This is a genomic window from Aureimonas frigidaquae (genome assembly GCF_001463905.1).
GTDB lineage: Bacteria > Pseudomonadota > Alphaproteobacteria > Rhizobiales > Rhizobiaceae > Aureimonas > Aureimonas frigidaquae.
The window spans coordinates 25,873-44,986 of the sequence record NZ_BBWR01000020.1 but is presented as its reverse complement, the minus strand read 5'-3'; the positions used below and the strand labels follow the sequence as shown (position 1 = coordinate 44,986).

The 19,114-nt window shown below is 67.8% G+C and carries 18 protein-coding genes; 9 read left to right on the top strand and 9 right to left on the bottom strand.

Going from position 1 to position 19,114, the window contains the following annotated elements; translation table 11 throughout:
- Nucleotides 1–116: 116 nt before the first annotated feature.
- The 7 genes from glgC to AUL30_RS18895 all read left to right on the top strand — a co-directional run bounded on the left by glgC (nucleotide 117) and on the right by AUL30_RS18895 (nucleotide 9,306).
- On the top strand, nucleotides 117–1,382 hold the full coding sequence (glgC, locus tag AUL30_RS18925) for a glucose-1-phosphate adenylyltransferase (RefSeq protein ID WP_062229466.1): 1,266 nt from the start codon (nucleotides 117–119) through the stop codon (nucleotides 1,380–1,382).
- A gap of 5 nt (nucleotides 1,383–1,387) precedes the next feature.
- On the top strand, nucleotides 1,388–2,833 hold the full coding sequence (gene glgA / locus AUL30_RS18920; RefSeq protein WP_062229489.1) for a glycogen synthase GlgA: 1,446 nt from the start codon (nucleotides 1,388–1,390) through the stop codon (nucleotides 2,831–2,833).
- A complete protein-coding gene (locus tag AUL30_RS18915; protein WP_062229465.1) occupies nucleotides 2,830–4,461 on the top strand; it encodes an alpha-D-glucose phosphate-specific phosphoglucomutase in 1,632 nt (543 codons plus the stop codon). Before glgA ends, AUL30_RS18915 begins: the two co-directional genes overlap by 4 nt.
- A 13-nt stretch (nucleotides 4,462–4,474) precedes the next feature.
- The gene (locus AUL30_RS18910; RefSeq protein ID WP_062229464.1) at nucleotides 4,475–5,047 is read left to right on the top strand and encodes a DUF2585 domain-containing protein; all 573 of its coding nucleotides are present in this window, start codon (nucleotides 4,475–4,477) and stop codon (nucleotides 5,045–5,047) included.
- Nucleotides 5,044–7,089, top strand: a complete 2,046-nt coding sequence (glgX, locus tag AUL30_RS18905) for a glycogen debranching protein GlgX (RefSeq protein ID WP_062229463.1) — start codon at nucleotides 5,044–5,046, stop codon at nucleotides 7,087–7,089. The genes AUL30_RS18910 and glgX overlap by 4 nt, the downstream gene beginning before the upstream one ends.
- 66 nt (nucleotides 7,090–7,155) lie before the next feature.
- Nucleotides 7,156–9,015 carry a DNA mismatch repair endonuclease MutL gene (gene mutL, locus AUL30_RS18900; protein ID WP_062229462.1) on the top strand — a complete coding sequence of 620 codons (1,860 nt, stop codon included), beginning with the start codon at nucleotides 7,156–7,158 and terminating at the stop codon, nucleotides 9,013–9,015.
- Nucleotides 9,016–9,081: 66 nt separating this feature from the next.
- Complete coding sequence (locus AUL30_RS18895) at nucleotides 9,082–9,306, top strand: DUF2093 domain-containing protein (RefSeq protein WP_062229461.1); 225 nt, start codon at nucleotides 9,082–9,084, stop codon at nucleotides 9,304–9,306.
- 50 nt (nucleotides 9,307–9,356) lie between these two features.
- On the opposite strand, the gene AUL30_RS18890 is transcribed toward AUL30_RS18895, so the two are convergent.
- Nucleotides 9,357–10,484, bottom strand: a complete 1,128-nt coding sequence (locus AUL30_RS18890) for a saccharopine dehydrogenase family protein (protein WP_062229460.1) — start codon at nucleotides 10,482–10,484, stop codon at nucleotides 9,357–9,359.
- Nucleotides 10,485–10,609: 125 nt separating this feature from the next.
- Here AUL30_RS18890 and AUL30_RS18885 point away from each other — a divergent pair, with 125 nt between their 5' ends.
- Nucleotides 10,610–11,041 carry an Lrp/AsnC family transcriptional regulator gene (locus AUL30_RS18885; protein ID WP_062229459.1) on the top strand — a complete coding sequence of 144 codons (432 nt, stop codon included), beginning with the start codon at nucleotides 10,610–10,612 and terminating at the stop codon, nucleotides 11,039–11,041.
- Nucleotides 11,042–11,052: 11 nt separating this feature from the next.
- Here AUL30_RS18885 and lpxK read toward each other — a convergent pair whose 3' ends face one another.
- The 7 genes from lpxK to AUL30_RS18850 form a co-directional block, all read right to left on the bottom strand.
- Nucleotides 11,053–12,075 (bottom strand): tetraacyldisaccharide 4'-kinase, encoded by a 1,023-nt coding sequence (lpxK, locus tag AUL30_RS18880; protein ID WP_062229458.1) that lies wholly within the window; start codon nucleotides 12,073–12,075, stop codon nucleotides 11,053–11,055.
- Complete coding sequence (gene waaA / locus AUL30_RS18875; RefSeq protein ID WP_062229457.1) at nucleotides 12,075–13,409, bottom strand: lipid IV(A) 3-deoxy-D-manno-octulosonic acid transferase; 1,335 nt, start codon at nucleotides 13,407–13,409, stop codon at nucleotides 12,075–12,077. The genes lpxK and waaA overlap by 1 nt, the downstream gene beginning before the upstream one ends.
- 5 nt (nucleotides 13,410–13,414) lie before the next feature.
- Nucleotides 13,415–14,200, bottom strand: a complete 786-nt coding sequence (locus AUL30_RS18870) for a lysophospholipid acyltransferase family protein (RefSeq protein WP_062229456.1) — start codon at nucleotides 14,198–14,200, stop codon at nucleotides 13,415–13,417.
- Between the two features lie 13 nt (nucleotides 14,201–14,213).
- On the bottom strand, nucleotides 14,214–14,453 hold the full coding sequence (locus AUL30_RS18865) for a DUF4170 domain-containing protein (protein WP_062229455.1): 240 nt from the start codon (nucleotides 14,451–14,453) through the stop codon (nucleotides 14,214–14,216).
- Nucleotides 14,454–14,550: 97 nt separating this feature from the next.
- On the bottom strand, nucleotides 14,551–15,336 hold the full coding sequence (locus AUL30_RS18860; RefSeq protein ID WP_062229454.1) for a 3'(2'),5'-bisphosphate nucleotidase CysQ: 786 nt from the start codon (nucleotides 15,334–15,336) through the stop codon (nucleotides 14,551–14,553).
- A 1-nt stretch (nucleotide 15,337) separates the two neighbouring features.
- The gene (locus AUL30_RS18855) at nucleotides 15,338–16,675 is read right to left on the bottom strand and encodes a TldD/PmbA family protein (RefSeq protein WP_062229453.1); all 1,338 of its coding nucleotides are present in this window, start codon (nucleotides 16,673–16,675) and stop codon (nucleotides 15,338–15,340) included.
- Nucleotides 16,676–16,743: 68 nt separating this feature from the next.
- A complete protein-coding gene (locus AUL30_RS18850) occupies nucleotides 16,744–16,953 on the bottom strand; it encodes a hypervirulence associated TUDOR domain-containing protein (protein WP_062229452.1) in 210 nt (69 codons plus the stop codon).
- Nucleotides 16,954–17,075: 122 nt separating this feature from the next.
- Between AUL30_RS18850 and AUL30_RS18845 the strand changes: the two genes are divergently transcribed.
- Nucleotides 17,076–18,119, top strand: coding sequence for a DNA topoisomerase IB (locus tag AUL30_RS18845; protein WP_244490902.1), 1,044 nt, complete (start codon nucleotides 17,076–17,078; stop codon nucleotides 18,117–18,119).
- Nucleotides 18,120–18,122: 3 nt separating this feature from the next.
- Here the strand turns inward: AUL30_RS18845 and AUL30_RS18840 are convergent, their stop codons facing one another.
- Nucleotides 18,123–19,103 carry an asparaginase gene (locus AUL30_RS18840; protein ID WP_062229451.1) on the bottom strand — a complete coding sequence of 327 codons (981 nt, stop codon included), beginning with the start codon at nucleotides 19,101–19,103 and terminating at the stop codon, nucleotides 18,123–18,125.
- Between the last annotated feature and the right edge of the window lie 11 nt (nucleotides 19,104–19,114).

Genomic DNA, 19,114 nt, shown 5'->3' with positions numbered 1-19,114 from the left:
TTTGGGTGGGCCGTGCCGCAATCTCCCATGCCGGACATATGGCCTGCATCGGCACGACCGCTAGTTTGAGTATGAATACGGTGACCGGCCGGAAAGGCCAGCCAGGGAGGGAATCAATGACGAACAACCGCCACATGGCGCCGATTTCGCGCGATACGATGGCCTACGTCCTGGCCGGCGGACGCGGCAGCCGGCTGATGGAACTGACAGACAGCCGCGCCAAGCCGGCCGTCTATTTTGGCGGGAAAAGCCGCATCATCGATTTTGCACTGTCCAATGCCGTCAATTCCGGCATTCGCCGTATCGGCGTCGCCACGCAATACAAGGCGCACAGCCTGATCCGGCACCTGCATCGCGGCTGGAACTTCCTGCGCCCGGGGCGCAACGAAAGCTTCGACGTCCTGCCCGCCTCTCAGCGCGTGTCGGAAGACCAATGGTATGCCGGCACGGCCGACGCCGTCTATCAGAACCTCGACATCATCGAGGCCTATGGCCCGCAATACATGATCATTCTTGCCGGCGACCACGTCTACAAGATGGATTACGAGATCATGCTCCAGCAGCATGTGGATACCGGCGCCGACGTTACGATCGGCTGCCTGGAGGTCCCGCGCATGGAGGCGCGCGGCTTCGGCGTCATGCATGTGGACGACAAGGGCCGCGTCACCGACTTCATCGAAAAGCCGGAAGATCCGCCGGCCATCCCCGGCCGGCCGGACACGGCGCTCGCCTCCATGGGCATCTACGTCTTCAGCACCAAGCTGATGGCCGACCAGCTCCGGCGCGATGCGTCCGATCCCAAATCCTCGCGGGATTTCGGCAAGGACATCATCCCCCATATCGTGCGCCATGGCACGGCCTATGCCCATTCCTTCAACCGGTCCGTCGTGCGGTCATCGAACGAGCCGGGCGCCTACTGGCGCGATGTCGGCACGGTGGATGCCTACTGGCAGGCCAATATCGACCTGACGGATGTCGTCCCCCAGCTCGATATCTACGATCGGGACTGGCCGATCTGGACCTATGCCGACGTAACGCCGCCGGCTAAGTTCGTGCATGACGAGGACGGGCGGCGCGGCAGCGCCGTGTCCTCGCTCGTCAGCGGCGACTGCATCATCTCCGGCGGATCGCTGCGCCGCTCGCTGCTCTTCACGGGCGTGCGGGTGCGCTCCTATTCCAGCCTGGACCACGCCGTCGTACTGCCGGGCGTGACGGTAAGCCGGCATGCGCGGATCAGCCATGCCGTGATCGACCGCGGCGTGCACATTCCCGAAGGCCTGGTCATCGGCGAGGATCCCGAGCTCGACGCCCAGCGGTTCCGCCGCACGGCGAGCGGCATCTGCCTGGTGACCCAACCGATGATCGACAGGCTTTCCCTTTGAAGGCAATCAAGGTTCTCTCTGTCGCGTCGGAAGTGTATCCGCTCGTCAAGACGGGCGGGCTTGCCGATGTTGCGGGTGCGTTGCCCCTAGCGCTGGAGCGCCTGGGCGGCGACGTGCGCACCCTGATGCCGGCCTATCCCAGCGTTCTGAACGGGGTGGGCCCGGTCTCTCCGGTGGCCCAGTTCGAGGATTTGATGGGCGGGCCGGCCACCGTCCTGTCGGCCGAGGCGCATGGCCTGAAGCTCCTGCTCCTCGATGCGCCCCACCTCTATGACCGGCCGGGCGGCCCCTATGTGGGCCTGAACGGCTACGACCATCCCGACAACTGGGCGCGGTTCGCCGCGCTCGGCAAGGCCGCGGCGCAGATCGGCCTCGGCGCGTTCGAGGGCTGGCAGCCCGATATCGTCCATGCCCATGACTGGCAGGCGGCGATGGCACCGGTCTACCTGGCCTTTTCCGGCCGGCCACGGCCGCGCACCGTGCTCACCATCCATAACCTCGCCTTCCAGGGCGCGTTCCCGCACACGATCCTGCCGGAGCTCGACCTGCCCGAAAGCGCTTGGTCGCTGGAAGGCGTCGAATATTACGGCTCGGTCGGCTTCTTGAAGGGCGGGCTGCATGCCGCCGATATGATCACGACCGTCAGCCCCACCTATGCCGCGGAAATCCTGACGCCGCATGGCGGCATGGGACTGGACGGCCTTCTGCGCGGCCGTGCCGACCGGCTGGTCGGCATCGTCAACGGTGTCGATGTGGACACGTGGAATCCCGCCACGGACACGGAGATCGCCGCCAATTACACGGTGGGCGATATCTTCAAGCGCGCCATCAACAAGCGCGCCCTGGAAGACGAATTCGGCTTTGCCAACGAGAGCGGGCCGATCCTGGCCGTGGTGTCGCGCCTGACCTGGCAGAAGGGCCTCGACATTCTGGTGGAGGCGGTGGAGGCGATCGTGGCCGGCGGCTTCCGGCTGATCGTCGTCGGCTCTGGCGACCGGCTGCTCGAAGGCGAGTTTCTCGCCGCTTCGGCCCGGCATGCGGGGCGGGTCGGCGTGCGGATCGGCTATGACGAACCCCTGTCGCACCGCGTTCAGGCAGGCGCCGACGCGCTTCTGGTCCCCTCGCGCTTCGAGCCGTGTGGGCTGACGCAGCTCTATGCGCTGCGCTACGGGTGCCTGCCGGTCGTCTCGCGCGTTGGGGGGCTTGCCGATACGGTGATCGACGCCAATGTCGCGGCCCTGACCGCGAGCGTCGCCACCGGCGTCATCTTCGAGCCGGTCACGCGCGATGCGCTGGTGAAGGCGCTGGTTCGCCTGCGCCGCCTGTACGAAGACGAGCCGCTCTGGCGCGATATCCAGATTCAGGCCATGCGCAGCGATGTATCCTGGGCGCTGAGCGCACGCCGTTACGCAGATCTCTACAATGACCTATTGAAAGACGAGAGCCGATGAGCATCCAGACGGTTGAAACAAAGCCCTATGATGATCAGAAACCCGGCACGTCGGGTCTGCGCAAGAAGGTTCCCCACTTCCAGCAGCCCAACTATGCGGAAAACTTCATCCAGGCCACGTTCGACGCGGCCGACAGCCCTGCCGGCGCCACGCTGGTGATCGGCGGCGATGGCCGCTTCTTCAACCGCGAGGTTGTTGGCAAGGCCATCCGCATGGCGGCGGCCAACGGCTTCGGACGGGTGGTCGTCGGGCAGGACGGCCTCCTGTCGACGCCGGCCGCCTCGAACCTGATCCGCAAGCGCCAGGCGGCGGGCGGGATCATCCTGTCGGCGAGCCACAATCCGGGCGGCCCCGACGGTGATTTCGGCATCAAGTTCAACGTGTCCAATGGCGGGCCTGCCCCGGAAGGCGTCACGGAGCGCATCTATGCGCGCACACGGTCCATCACGCAGTATCGCATATCGGACGCCCCGGCGCCGGACCTGTCGAAGGTCGGCCTGTCGCGCATCGAGGATATGGAGGTCGAGGTCGTCGACCCGGTCAGCGACTACGCGCAGCTCATGGAGGAGCTGTTCGATTTCGACGCCATCCGCGCCGCCATTGCCGGTGGCCTGACGCTTCGCTTCGACGCCATGCATGCCATCACCGGCCCCTATGCGCGGGAGATCCTCGAAGGCCGGCTGGGTGCGCCCGTGGGGACGGTCGTCAACGGCATCCCGCTCGAGGATTTCGGCGGCGGCCATCCCGATCCCAACGTGGTCTGGGCCGCGCCGCTGGTCGATCACCTGATGAGCGCCAACGCGCCCGATTTCGGCGCCGCCTCCGACGGAGACGGCGACCGCAACATGATCCTGGGCCGCGGCATCGTGGTAACGCCGTCCGACTCCCTTGCCATCCTGGCCGCCAATGCGCACCTGGCCAAGGGCTACACGCGCGGGATCGCGGGCATCGCCCGCTCCATGCCGACAAGCCAGGCCGCCGACCGCGTCGCAGCGGCCATGAAGATCGGCATCTACGAAACGCCGACCGGCTGGAAGTTCTTCGGCAATCTCCTGGATTCCGGGAAAGTCACCATCTGCGGCGAGGAAAGCTCCGGCACCGGCTCCGACCATGTGCGCGAGAAGGACGGCGTCTGGGCCGTGCTCCTGTGGCTGAACATCCTGGCCGTGCGCAAGCAAGGCGTGGCCGAGATCGTCCAGGACCATTGGAGCCGCTTCGGGCGCAACTACTACCAGCGCCACGACTATGAAGAGGTCGACAAGCCGGCGGCCGAAGGGCTGATGGAATCCCTGCGCGACCGGCTCGCCTCCATGGCGGGCCAGCGTTTCGGCACGCTCGTCGTGTCCGAGGCGGACGACTTTTCCTACAAGGATCCTGTCGACGGCTCGCTGTCCACGGGCCAGGGCGTGCGGATCATTTTCTCGGGCGGCTCGCGGATCGTCTATCGCTTGTCCGGCACGGGCACGAAGGGCGCGACGCTGCGCGTCTATCTGGAGCGCTTCGAGGCGAGCCCCGACCGGCACGACCTGCCGGTCGAGGAAGCCCTGAAGGAACTGATCGAAACGGCCGACGCCATCGGCGAAATCCGCAAGCGGACCGGGCGCACCGAGCCGGACGTGCGGACCTGATGCGGGGAGCGGCATGCGCTCCGTGACATCCATCGGATGGCGTTGGTGGCTGGCGACGCTCGGCGTCGTCCTGGCCGCCGCCGCCATCCTCTACGCCATGGGGCGGGTGCCGATCTGCGAATGCGGAACGGTCAAGCTGTGGCATGGCACCGTGCAGAGTTCCGAGAACTCGCAGCACCTGTCCGACTGGTACACGCCCTCGCACATCATCCACGGCTTCCTGCTCTACGCCTTCCTCTGGTGGATCGCTCGGGATCGCAGCATCGGATGGCGGCTCTTCATTGCCACCATCATCGAGGCTGGCTGGGAGATCGCCGAAAACAGCGATGCCCTGATCGCCCGCTACCGGGATTCGACCATCTCGCTCGACTATTTCGGCGACAGCATCGTCAATTCCGTCTCCGATATCGGCTTCATGATCGTCGGCTTCCTCCTGGCGGGGCGGCTGCCCATCCCGGTGACGATCGGGCTCGCCATTCTGTTCGAGCTCTTCACCGGCTACATGATCCGCGACAATCTCACCCTCAATGTGCTCATGCTGGTCTGGCCGGTGGAGGCCGTGCGCAGTTGGCAGGGCGGCGCATGACGGCACAGCCTGCGCGGATCACCGCCGAGCGCGGCGCCCCGTCGCGTCCCGGCGCAGTCGTCGATAGCGGCGGAACACATGTTTCCGTCGTGTCGCAGAATGCGGACTACATCGAGCTCTGCCTCTTCTCGCCCGGGCTGCCGCAGGAAGATTGCCGCCTGCGCCTGCCGGGGCGGCAAGGCGATGTGCATTACGGCTTCGTGCCGGACCTTGCCGCCGGCGCGCTCTACGGGCTGCGCGCGCACGGCCCCTACGATCCCGCAGCAGGACACCGCTTCGATCCGTCCAAGCTTCTGGTCGATCCCTATGCCCTGACGCTCGATCGGCCGTTCCGCTACGATCCGAGCCTCTCGGCCCCGCCACAGGCGCAGATCGATACCGCGCCCATCGTGCCGCGGGCCATCGTTACCGCGCCGGGCCGCGCCGCGCCCCCCTTGCCGCCGGCCGCACCGGGCTTCACCTACGAAATCCTGGTGCGCGGCTTTTCGATGCGCCATGACGGCGTGGCGGCATCCCTGCGCGGCACGCTTGCGGCGCTGGCGGAGCCTGCCTGCCTGGACCACATTGCCGGGCTCGGCGTCGATACGGTCGAACTCATGCCCATCGCGGCGGCCGTGGACGAGCGGCACCTCTTTGCGCTCGGGCTGCACAATGCATGGGGCTACAATCCCATCACCCACATGGCGCTCGATCCGCGCCTGGCACCGGGTGGCCATGCCGAGCTTGCACGCGTCGTGGCGGCATTCCATGCCCGCGGCATCCGCGTGCTCCTGGACGTCGTCCTGAACCATTCGGGCGAAAGCGACGATGGCGGGCCGACGCTCTGCTACCGCGGGCTCGACAACCGGCTCTACTATCGCACCCATCCGGACGATCCGGGGCTTCTCATCAACGATACGGGCTGCGGCAACACCTTCGCGCTGGAGCGCCCCGCCGTGGCGCGCCTGGCGGTGGATACGTTGCGCACCTTCGTCGAAAGCTGTGGCGTGGACGGTTTTCGCTACGATCTCGGGACGGTGCTGGGGCGCGGGCAGGACGGCAGGTTCGATCCCGGGGCACCGCTCCTGTCCGCCATTGCCGGCGATCCCGTCCTGACGGACCGTATTCACGCCATGGAGCCCTGGGATATCGGCCCCGGCGGCTACCAGGTCGGCCGCTTCCGGCCGCCCTATCTGGAATGGCAGGATCGCTTCCGGGACGATGTCCGCCGCTTCTGGAAGGGCGAGGACGCAATGATCGGGCCGCTGGCGACCCGCCTTGCCGGATCGGCCGACCTGTTCGAACAGTCCGGGCGCGATGCGGCCGCTTCGGTCAACTTCGTGGCCGCCCATGACGGTTTCACCCTGGCCGACGTGACGGCCTACCGGACCAAGCACAACGAGGCCAATGGCGAAGAGAACCGCGATGGCCACCACGACAACCATTCCTGGAACTGGGGGGTGGAAGGCCTGACACAGGATACGGCCGTCCGTGCCGCGCGGGACAGGGATGTGCGCGCGCTCCTGGCCACGCTCTTCCTGGCGCGCGGCACGCCGCTCCTGACGGCAGGGGACGAGATGGGCCGCACCCAGCTCGGCAACAACAATGCCTATGCCCAGGACAATGACATGGTGTGGCTGGACTGGGCCGGGGCGGATCTGGCGCGCGCCGCCTTTACCGGCCGGCTGGCGCGGTTGCGGGCCGCCCATCCCAGCCTGTCGCAGACGCGCTGGCTGACGGGCGAGCCGCTTGCCGGCACGAACGTTCCCGACGCCGCCTGGCTGCGCGAGGACGGGCCGATGCGCGGGCCCGACTGGTCGGACCCGGCGCGGCGGTGCATCGGCCTGTTCCTGCGTACGACGACGGAGGGTGTCCTCTTCTACCTGAACGCCGGAATGGACGAGGTGGAGATCACGCTGCCGCAGCCCCGGCCAGGTGCGCGCCTCGATCTCGTGCTGCGCTCCGATACGCCGGACGATCCGGTCGAGCCGCAGGCGGTCGATGCACCGGCGCTCAAGATCGGGCCCCGCTCGGTCACGATTCTGGTGGAAGCCGTCGATTGACGGTCGCAATGGCGGGGGTACGCCCCTATCCTGGCGCCACGCCAGGAGAAGGCCGAAGACCCGTCCATGCCCATTCGCCAACTGTCCGAAACACTGATCGACCAGATCGCCGCGGGTGAGGTCGTCGAGCGGCCCGCCAGCGTCGTCAAGGAACTGGTCGAGAATGCCCTGGACGCCGGCGCACGCCGCATCACCATCGTCACGGCGGGCGGCGGCAAGAGCCTGTTGCGCATCGCCGATGACGGGCACGGCATCGATGCGCAGGAACTGCCGCTGGCGGTGCGGCGCCATTGCACCTCGAAGCTGGCCGATGGCCTCACCCAGATCGCTACGCTCGGCTTTCGGGGCGAAGCCCTCCCCTCCATCGGGTCGGTGGCCCGCCTGTCGCTCCGCTCGCGGCCGCGCGGCGCGCAGGATGCGGCAGAGATCCGGGTCGACAACGGTGTGGTGGACGGGCCGCGGCCTGCGGCCCTGTCGCAGGGAACGGTGGTCGAGGTGCGGGATCTTTTCTATTCCGTTCCGGCGCGGCTCAAGTTCCTCAAGAGCGAACGCGCCGAATCCAGCGCCATCACCGATGTTGTGCGCCGCATCGCCATCGCCTTTCCGCAGGTGCGCTTCGAGCTGACGGGCGAGGATCGCACGCCCACCATCCTCGACGCGACGGAGGATCCGCTCCGGCGCATCGCCGATGTGATGGGCAAGGATGTCCACGACAACGTCCTGGCGCTCGACGCGGAGCGTGAGGGGGTCGTCCTGTCCGGCTATGCCGGCCTGCCGACCTACAATCGGGGCAATGCGCTCTACCAGTTCTTCTATGTCAACGGACGGCCCGTCCGGGACAAGATGATGCTGTCGGCCATTCGCGGCGCCTACATGGACACCGTCCCGCGTGATCGGCACCCCGTGGCCGCGCTGTTCCTGACGATCGATCCGCGCGATGTGGATGTGAACGTCCATCCGGCCAAGGCGGATGTGCGGTTCCGGGACCCCGGCCTGGTGCGCGGGCTGATCGTGGGTGCCATACGTGAACGCCTGTCGGCCGGGGGCTTGCGCGCCTCGACGCGCGGCGCCAGCGACATGCTGGCGGCCTTTCGGGCCGAGCCGGGCCCGAGCGTGTCCGAACCCGTCGGCTTCGACGTCAAGCCGCGCAATCCCTTCTCGTCCGGCTACCGGGCCGAGCCGGCGCCGGGCGGCTACACGCCCGAGCTTTCGCCCTTCCGTCCGCTCGGCGCAGCGGGACGGGCGCAGGGCATGTCCGATCCGGGGCCGCTTGGCGGGTCCCCCACGCTCGACCGCTTCCAGCCACAGGCCCGCAGCGAGCCTTCGGCACCCGCGGAGACGCCGGACTATCCGCTGGGCGCCGCCCGGGCGCAGATCGACAAAGCCTTCATCGTGGCGCAGACGCAGGACAGCCTCGTCATCGTGGACCAGCATGCCGCCCATGAGCGCCTCGTCTATGAGGCGTTGAAGCTGGCCCTGCACGGCGCGCCCCTGCCCTCGCAACTCCTGCTCATACCGGAGATCGTCGATCTGCCGGAGGGCGATGTCGACCGCCTCGTGGAGGCGGCGGAACTCTTGGCCCGCTTCGGCCTGGCGTTGGAGCGCTTCGGCCCCGGCGCCGTGGCGGTGCGGGAGGTTCCCGCCATGCTCGGCATGGTGGATGCCACGCGTCTGGTGCGCGACCTTGCCGATGAATTGTTAGACCAGGGGACGGCCGAAGGCCTCAAGGCCCGCATCGACCATGTCGCGGCCACCATGGCGTGCCACGGCTCGGTCCGGTCCGGGCGCGCGCTGCGCGCCGAAGAGATGAACGCCCTCCTGCGCCAGATGGAATCGACGCCGGGCTCGGGCCAGTGCAATCATGGGCGGCCCACCTATATCGAACTGAAGATCGCCGATATCGAGCGGCTGTTCGGCCGCCGTTGACGGGCGGCCGTCAAACTGATTGAACCCCGCAATGTCATTCCTGCCCCAATCCGAAAGGCCCCGGCCATGATGAACCGCATGGACAGTGGCGGCGAAGCCAAGATCAGCTATCTGGACGGCGATTTCGAAGTTATCCGGCCCGGTGCCTATGTCACCTGTGCGGTGACGGGCCAGACGATCCCCTTGGATCTCCTGCGGTATTGGAGCGTCGCCCGGCAGGAGCCCTATGTGGATGCCGCCGCCAGCCTGAGCCGCGAGCTGGAGCTGAACCCGGCCCTGCGCAAGCGCTGATCGGGCGGCCGCAGCGCTCCCAGCGCCGCGGCCTGCAAGGCCCATGGGCGTCAGGCAGCCTCCCGCATCGCGCCTTGAAGGCCGCCGGCGGCCACATCGGCCATCCCGCCATAACGCCGGCCGAAGCGGTTGGACAGAAAATCGCCGAGGGCGATGTCCTCCTGGCGCAGGAAGCCTTTGGCGGGCAACCTGCCTTCGTGCAACAGGTCCAGAACGGCGCAGATTCCCGCCGCGGTGGTGATCTGGATGGCGCTGTGCGCCAGGCCGGCAATCTCCCCGCTCAGGATGCGCCGCGCGTCCGTCGCCTGCATCAGGCGCCCGTCCTTCTGTCCGGTGACCGTTACGAAGGTGACGACCATGTCCTGCATGGTCGCCGGCAGGGCATGTTCCAGAATATCGCGGAGCATGTCGCGCCGCTCGCGCAGGCGCAGATCGTTCAACAGGGTCTTCATCAGCGCCGCATGGCCGGGATAGCGCATGGTCTTGTAGTTCAACACACGCACCCGCCCCGCATAGGTCTCGCAGAGCGAGCCGAGCCCGCCTGACGTGTTGAAGGCTTCGAAGGCCGTTCCGTCGATGGACAGGGGCTCGACCTCCTCCATGCTCGGCACGCTGACGCGCCGGCCGTCGCGTATGGCCTCGCAGGGTTCTATATATTCGTTGATCACCCCTTCGGTGCTCCAGGTCAGGTTGTAGCCGAGCGCGTTGGAGGGATATTGCGGCAGGGCGCCGACCCGCAGCCGCACCTCGTCCAGCCGATCGAAGCGGTGCGCCAATGCATGCGCCATGATGGAGATGAAGCCCGGCGCCAGGCCGCATTGGGGCGCGAAGGCGCTGCCTGCGCCTTCGGAGAGGTCCCGCACCCGCCGCGTGGAAGCGACATCCTCCGTCAGGTCCAGATAATGCACGCCGGCCGCCGCCGCGGCCTCCGCGATCGGCACCGTCAGGTGAAACGGCGCCGCGCTCAAGACGGCGAAACGACCTTTGAGGAGCGCACGCAGAGCCGCCGCGTCGGTGATGTCGAGGCCCGACGATGCGATGGCGGGGTGGCGCCGGGCGGCCCCGGCAAGCTCGGCATCCCGATCGACAATGGTGACGCGGTAGTCCCCCGTATCGGCAAGCATCAGGGCGATGGCCGATCCGATCTTCCCGGCACCCACGACGACGATATCCCGCATAATCTTTCCCCTCTGTCCGACTGCATTGGTGCGCCAAGTCGGCCATGTTGGGCTTTGCATATCAAACCGTGTTATCTCACCTTCTGCTGCATATTTTCGTCGATCTGCCGTAGGAGTTCGTCACAGTGAGCAAATCCGACCGCGATGACCAACTCCTGGCGCTTCTGGCCGACAATGCCCGCGCCCCGGTGGCGGAGCTGGCCAGGCGGCTCAACCTGTCGCGCACCACGGTGCAGGCGCGCATCGAGCGGCTGGAGCGCAATGGCACGATCGAAGGCTACACGCTGCGTCGTTCCGTGGCGGCGGAGCGGGGCATGGTGCGGGCGCATGTGCTCATCACCGTCAAGCCCAAGCAGACCGCGCCCACCGTGGCGGCCCTGCGGAGCATGGCCGAACTTCGCAGCCTGCACTCGGTCAGCGGCGAGGTCGACCTGATCGCCGTGGTGGCGGCAGGTTCGGTCGATGCGCTGGACGCGGTCCTGGATCGCATCGGGCTTCTGGACGGGGTCGAGCGCACCCAGACATCCGTCATCCTGGCCACGAAACTGGAACGCTAGCTGCGGAGAGTTCAGCCGAACTTGCGGCGCCGGAAGGCAGTGCGCGTTTCTGCAATGAAACGCGCGGCGAGCGCTTCCGGCTCGAAGACCAACGCGACATCGAGGACATGCGTCTCCGCCAGGAGTTCCGCTGCGGCGGGCTCCCCGGAAAGGCGCACCGCATCCTTGCGGGTCGTCACCAGTTCGAGCCCGTCCCGGCGCGCATCGGCCAGGAGTTCGGTGATCTCGTCGGATGAAAGCGGATGATGATCGGGAAAATCCCGGCGGCGCACTGGGGTGGCGCCGATCTGCCCAAGGCTGCGGTAGAACTTGTCGGGATCGGCGATGCCGGCAAAGGCCAGGAGCCGCCGCCCGGCCAGATCGTTGGCGGCCGGCTCAAGGCGTGCCTCGAAGACGGGCTTGCCGCCGCGTGCCGTCATACGGATGGCGGCCTGCCCGCCCTGGCCGCGCCCGATGACCAGGAGCGCGTCGGCATGGCGGATCTGCTCGGCGAGCGGCGCGCGCAACGGCCCCGCCGGAACCACGCGGCCATTGCCGAGGCCCCGCCCGGCATCGATGGCAATCAGGCTGAAATCGGCGTGGACGCGGGCGCTCTGGAACCCGTCATCCATGATGATGAAATCCACCCCGACGCTGTCCTGAAGGTATTTTGCCCCGGCCGCCCTGTCCTTTGCGACGACAGTCCGTGCCTGTGCCGCAAGGAGCAGCGGCTCGTCGCCCACACTGTGCGCGCCATGCTGCGCCGGGTCCACCAGGATGGGCCCCGCTTCGGCGCCCCCGTAACCGCGCGACAGGAAGCCCGGCGAAAGGCCGGCCGCGCGGGCGGCTGCGGCCAGGGCCAAGGCGGTCGGCGTCTTGCCGCCGCCGCCGACGGTGAAATTGCCGACACACAGCACCGGAACGTCGAGCGCAAGGCGCGGCCCCCGCGCCATCCGCCGCGCGGCGATGCTTCCGTAAAGCCGCGCCGCCGGCGCCAAAAGGGCGGCCATCCATTGTGATCCCCCCCACCAGAAGGCGGGGGTTTCGCCACCCATCACCGGCCGTTGCCCGATCGCTGCCGCCGCTCGAAATTCAAAGCCAGACGGAGCGGATGCAGAAACGGCTCGAGGGCCTGCATGGTGCGCGAGAGAGCGCCCCGCATTTCCTGGACGCTGGCCTTGCCCGAGCGGATCATGGCGGCGCGGGCCTCTGCATCGCCGAGCAGCGCATCGACCTCTGCAACGAGCTGGTCGGCATCCTTGACCAAGCGTGCGCCACCATTGTTCAGGAGGCGCTGGTAAATATCGCGGAAGTTCTGCACATAGCGGCCGGACAGGATGGCCGTGCCGAGCATGGCGGCTTCCAGGGGGTTCTGCCCGCCCTCGCCGGCCAGCGACTTGCCGATGAAGGCAACCTCCGTCAGCCGGAGGTAAAGGCCCATCTCCCCGATCGTATCGCCCAGATAGATGTCCGTCGTGGGATCCGGCAGTTCACCTTCCGAGCGGCGGGCGACACGCAGCCCCTTGGCGGTCAGCTCACGCGCAATGTCGGCCGACCGCTCCACATGGCGCGGAACGATAATCGTGAGAAGCCGCGGCCGGTCCTCCGCCAGCCGGCGGTGGACATCGGCAATCAAACTCTCCTCACCGGGATGGGTCGAGATCGCCGCGAAGGTCGGGCGGCGGCCGATCGTCTGGGCGAGCGCCAGCGCAGCCTCCCGGTCCGGGAGCGGCGGGGGCGGCGTATCGGCCTTCAGATTGCCGGCCACGGTCACGTTGCGCACGCCGAGCATGTTGAACCGCTCGCCGTCCACATCCGACTGCGCGACGATGAGGGAGAGATTCTCGAACAGCGCTTCGGCCAGCGCCGGAACCCCGCGCCAACGCTTGAAGGAGCGGTCCGACAGGCGGGCATTGACGAGCACCTGCGGTATGCGCCGCTGCGACAGTTCCATGAGCGTCATGGGCCAGATCTCGCTCTCCGCCACGATGGCGAGGTCCGGGCGCCAATGGTCCAGGAAGCGGCCCACAGAGGGTTTGAGATCCAGCGGAACATATTGGTGGATCACCACGTCCGACAGTCGCTGCTCCACAAGGGTTGCGGAGGTGACCGTCCCCGTCGTCATCACGATGCGGAAGCCTTCGCCGGCAATCTCGCGGATCAGGGGCGTCACGGCCACGCTTTCGCCGATCGAGGCGGCATGGACCCAGATGAGCGGGCCACCCTCGGGCCGCTCGGCGGTGGTGATTCCGTAACGCTCGCGCCGGCGCGCCTTGTCTTCCTTGCCACGCGCCGCGCGCCAGCCGACATAGCAGCCCACCAGCGGATAGGTCAGTGAACCCGCCATCCGGTAGGCTGTCAGCACACCCCGCGCCCAGCGGTCACTCATGGCCTTTATCCGTCACGTTTCGTCCCCGCATCGGCAAGTTCGATCGCACGGCGATTGGCCTCTTCTATGGCAAGGGTCAGCGCGGCGCGGATCTCTTCCATGCGCGCATCGTCGGCATCGGCCGGCACGTGGATGGGATCGCCCATGCAGACGGCGATCCGGCCGAAGGGCAGCGGCACGGTGGTCTTGTCCCAGCTCCGGGCGATCACGTGGCGGCGGCTCGTGACCGCGGCGGCGGGAATGATGGGCCGGCCGGACAGGCGGGCCAGCGTCACCACGCCGAGCCCGGCCTGGCGCGCCTGCCCCTTGGGCACATCGGCGATCATGCACACGCCGAAGCCCTCGCGCAGGCGGCGGCGCAACTGGATCAGCGCACGCGCGCCACCCTTTTCCGAAACGGCGCGGCGCACGCGCCCGCCCGATCCGCGCACCGTATCGATCCCGAAGCGCTCCACCACGTCGGCATTGATGGCCGCATCCACATTGCGCGACAGGAGCGCGACATAGGGAAGATCGCGCGGGCGGAAGAAGGGCGCGAGAAGATGCTGCCCGTGCCACAAGGCAACGATGGCCGGGTGCTCCCGATGCAGGATCTCATCGAAATCGGATGAGCCCTGTGCCGGGCGCTGCATCGCATGGATGCCGCGCAGAAGCCCGTATATGCCGAGCCCACCCAGCTTGACGGCCGCAGCGGAGCGGCCGAGCGCACGCAGCGTGCGCCGGAACGGGCGCCGACGCTCCCGGCGCCCTCCGCTGTCGTCACTGTCGCTGCGCACCGCCACGTCCTCCATTGCGTCCCTGCCCTCAGGCGGACGGCTCCGGGTCGAGCAGGCGGTGCATGTGCACGATGAAGTAGCGCATGGCGGCATTGTCGACCGTCGCCTGCGCCTTGCCGCGCCAGGCCGCCAGTGCCGATGCGTAGTCCGGGAAAATGCCGACGATGTCGAGATTGTCGAGATCGGCGAAGGAAATGCCATCCAGGCTTTCCAGTTCACCGCCGAACACCAGATGAAGCCTCTGCCGAGGCACCGTCTCCTCTGTCATCGCTGTCGTATCCTGTTGCCGATGGGTCGATGCTGCGCCGCGCTGCCGGACCCTGCGGTCCGGCGGCCAAGACGGCCGATGCTTGCCATGAAATTGCCTATGCGCGCAAGGAAGCAGCCACGTCTTGCAGGCGGGCGATCCGGTTTTCGCCGGCGGCGATCAGCAGCCCATGGCGGCGCGGCTCCAGCGTGTAGCGATGGGTGCCGCCGTCCGCCGTCAGGAGAGCGCCGCCATTGCGCTGCAGGATCAGGTCTGCGGCGGCGATGTCCCAGTCATTGGCGCGCGGCTGGACGAGCGTCCCGTCCAGTCGTCCGCGTGCCACCTGCGCCAGACGATAGGCGAGCGAGGGAATGGACGGCGCGAAATCGATATCCCGGCTCACAGGCTCCGGCAGCCTGCGCCGCAGCCCGTCGGGCATGGACAGGAGCATCCGGCCATCCGTGCGTGCCTGTGCGGGCGCCATGGGCAGCCCGTTCAGAAGGGCTGGGCCGTCGATCGTCGCCGTATAGATTTCGCCGGACACGGGGGCATGGATCAGCCCGGCCACGGGGCGGCCGGCCTCGATGACCGCCAGTGCGATGCACCAGGTCGCCTCGCCGCGCAGGAAAGAGCGGGTGCCGTCGATCGGATCGACCACGAAGAATCGTGTTTCCGCGCCACTGGGCGGTTCGGTCGCCGTTTCCTCAGAAACCCAACCGTAGCGCGGCCGGGCGGAAAACAGGAAATCGCGCAGGAAGCCATCCACCGCCAGGTCCGCCTGGCTGACGGGCGAGTTCCCCTCTTTCCAGAAGACCTCCGGATCCTGGCGGAAGAAGGCAAGCGCGATGCGCGCGGCCTCCGCGCCCGCCCGGACCAGAAGCTCGAGATCGTCGACGGAGCGCACCCTAGTTTCCTGCCACGGTCAGCTCTCCCAGTCCCAGTGTCGGGCAGACGATCGCATGGCGCGGGTCCGCATCGTCGGCCAGCTGAAGCGCCGCAAGCATGGCCGCCAGATGGCCGGCGATGGTGAACTCCGCGACCGGCGCGTCCAGCGCGCCGTTGCGAATGCGAAAGCCCGCCGCCCCGCGCGAATAGTCCCCCGTCACGATATCGGCGCCGTGGCCGATCAACTCGGTCACGTAGATGCCGCCCTCCGCCGCGGCCAGAAGGGCGTCCACGCTGTTCTGCCCCGGCGACAGGACGACATTGCTGGCCGACGGCATGACGCCGCCGCCGCCCCGTGCGGCGCGGCCATTATTGGCAAGGCCGAGTTCCCGGGCCGTCGCCGTATCCAGGAGCCAGGCCGAAAGAACGCCGTCCCGCACCAGGTCCAGCGGTCGGCTGGCGACGCCCTCCCCGTCGAAGGGGCGCGAGCCCCAGCGGCGGCGCAGCGTGGGATCGTCCCGGATGGTCAGGCCCGCCGGAAAGACGGCCTGGCCCATGCGATCCTTGAGGAAGCTGGTGCCGCGGGCGATGGCGGCGCCGTTGATGGCCGACAGGAAATGGCCGATCAGCCCCCTGGCGATGCGCGGGTCGAAGACGATCGGATAGCGCCCGGTGGCGATCTTGTCGGGGCTGAGCCGCCGCACCGTCCGCTCTCCGGCCCTGCGGCCGATCGCCTCGCACGTGTCCAGATCCGACCGGTGGATACGGGAATCGACATCGTAGTCGCGCTGCATGCCCGTCCCCTCGCCCGCCACCGCGCTGACGGAGCGCGAGAAGCCGGACCGCCGGCGGGCGCCAACGAAGCCGTCCGACGTCACGAGGACGAGGCCGCCAATGCCGGCCGTGGCGCTGGCCCCACCGGAATTGCTGACGCCCGACACGCCGAGCGCCGCGGCCTCCGTCGCCAGGGCCTCCTGCGCAAGCTCCTCGGAGCTGACATCCGTGTCATCGACGAGGTCGAGATCGGGAAACTGGGTTGCCAGAAGGTCGGGATCGGCCAGGCCCGCATAGGGATCTTCCGGCGACACCCGCGCCATGGCAACGGCACGCTCGGCGATCCGGTCGAGATCGCCCGCAAGGTCCGCCCCCACCGTGGCGACACGTTGGCCCACGAAGACGCGCAAGGAAATGCTGTCCGATTCGGAGGATTCGGTTTCCTCGACCTTGCCGAGGCGGACCTCGACCGAACGGGCGTTCGAGCGTGCGATCGCCGCATCCGCCGCGGTTGCACCGTGACGCCGGGCAGAGGCGATGAGCGCCTGCCCCGCGTCGCGTAACTGTCTGGTTCTATCGTCCATGAAGCCGGCCTGTGGGACTGAAGATCCCACATGTACCAATTGCGCCGGTTCCATCAACCCACCCAGCGTCAGCCACGTGAGAGTTCGGATTCGCTTTTCAGGGCGCGGTCGCCATCCTCCTGCCGGACGAGGTAGGCGGGATTGTCGCCGTCTGCCTTGCGGGTGATGGACTTGCCCTTGATCTTGCGCGTCACCTTGTCGGTGAAGCGTTCCTCGACCTTGCCGTGCGCCGTGCCGTTTCCCCACGACCACGATACCTTCTGCCCTTTGCGAAACATGGTGACATTTCTCCGCTCGTTCGTTGCAGCCACAATGCCGGCCGGGGCATCCTGTTCCGCCGAACGGCTGTCAGGAACCTGGGCCCCGCAGCGGCGTTGATGGGCTCCATAGGTCTGTCCCCATGCAGCACATCGCCAAACGCCTCGAATTCCATGCCACGTCGCTCGGCCTCGCCATGGTCGACCCTGCCGACTTCACCCTGGAGCGGCGGCCGCACGGGCGCGGGCACAAGGTCTGCTTCGCCAATGGCGACAAGGTCACCGACCGTCGCCTGAAGGAGCGTATCCGGCAGCTCGTCCTGCCACCGGCCTGGAAGGACGTGCGCATCTGCGTGGACGAGAACGGCCATATCCAGGCAACCGGGCGCGACGAGAAGGGCCGGCTCCAATACCGCTATCACGACCGCTGGGTGAATGTGCGCAACGCGGTCAAGACGGAACGGCTCCTGCGCTTCGGCCGTGTCCTGCCCCGGCTGCGCCGCCGGATCGACCTGGACATGCGGCGCTCCGAGCAGGACGAGCGGATGACGGCCGCTGCCGCGGCGCGGTTGATCGATATTTCCGCCATGCGGCCGGGCCACGAAAAATACGCACAGGATGGCGGGCGTGGCGTCGCCTCGCTCGACAAGGGGAACTTGCGGATCGGCCGGCAGGGCGCAGTCCTGAGCTTCGTGGGAAAATCCCGCAAGGAGCACCGGATCGAGGTGAAGGACAGGCGGTTGATCAACAGCCTGACCCGCATCCGCAAGGGCAACGGCAAACGCCTGTTCCGCTTCAAGGACAAGGACCGCACGAGCCACATCCTGACCGCCAACCGCCTGAACGCCTATCTCCACGAATCGGGCCATGCACGCATTTCGGCCAAGGACTTCCGCACGTTCCGCGGCTCGGCCGAGGCGCTGCGCCATCTGATCGATGTGGAAGGCCCGGTTGCGGATACGCAAGCCAAGCGCCGCCGCGCGGTGGCCCGGGCCATGCGCGCCGTCAGCGACGTGTTGCGCAACACGCCGGCCGTGGCGCGCACCTCCTACGTGCATCCGGACATTGTCCTTGCCTTCGAGGAAGGCCGCCTCGACTTCGATCTCCTGAAAGGGCGCAGCCGGACGGGCCTGACGCGGGAGGAAACCGGGCTGATGCGCTTTCTGGAAGAGACGGCCGCGCGCTGACGCTCAGCCCGCCATTTGCGCGAAACGCTCCCGCAGGCGCGCCGCGCCATCGGGCGCTCCAAGACAGACCGCCGCCAGGATCCGGGCCTTCACGCCGCTCAGATCGCCCGCAAAGATGGCGCCGGCGCGTTCGATGTCACGGCCGCCGCCATTGCCGTAGACGGGCTTGACCCTGCCTTCCGGGCACCGCGTGCACATGATCACCTGCGTTCCCGCCGTGACCGCGTCCTCAATCGCGGCGGTGACGTCCGGATGCGCATTGCCCCGGCCGAAGCCCTCCACCACGACGGCACGGGCCCCGCGCTCGACGCAGAAGCGGATATAGTCGCCGTTCAGCCCGAGCGCGGATTTGAACAGGCCGACCCGCGTTTCGATCCGCTCCGTAGGAATGTGCGCCCGCAAGGTGGGGCGGCGGTGGACGGTCACGACGTCGCCATCCACCTCACCCAGCTTGCCATGCTCGCCCGAACGGAACGTATCGGTGCGCGATGCATGCGTCTTGGTCACGTCGCGGGCGACGTGGAAGTCGTCCTCGAACAGGATCATGGTCCCGAGGCCCCGCGCCTGCGGCGCGGCCGCCAGCCGGCAGGCGGAGGCCAGGTTGCGCGGCCCGTCCCCATCGGCGTCCTCGGCGCTGCGCTGCGCGCCGGTAAAGACGACAGGCGTATCACCGGGAACGACGAGATCCGCCAAAAAGGCGCTCTCCTCCATGGAATCGGTTCCGTGCGTCACGACCACGCCGTCGCAATCGGCCCGGGCGGCATGGTCGGCGATGCGCCGGGCCATGGCGAAGGCCATGTCGAGATCCAGGCTGGAACTGTTGACGCGCAGATAATCATCGACCGTCAGCTCCAGGCCCGCTGGCAGACGGGCCCCGAGCGACTGCGCCAGCGCATGGCCGCCGACCTCTGCGGTCACATCGCCGCCAATGGCAGCGCGGGAGGCGATGGTGCCCCCCGTGGTCACGAGTGCGATCCTGGCCATGGACGATTCTC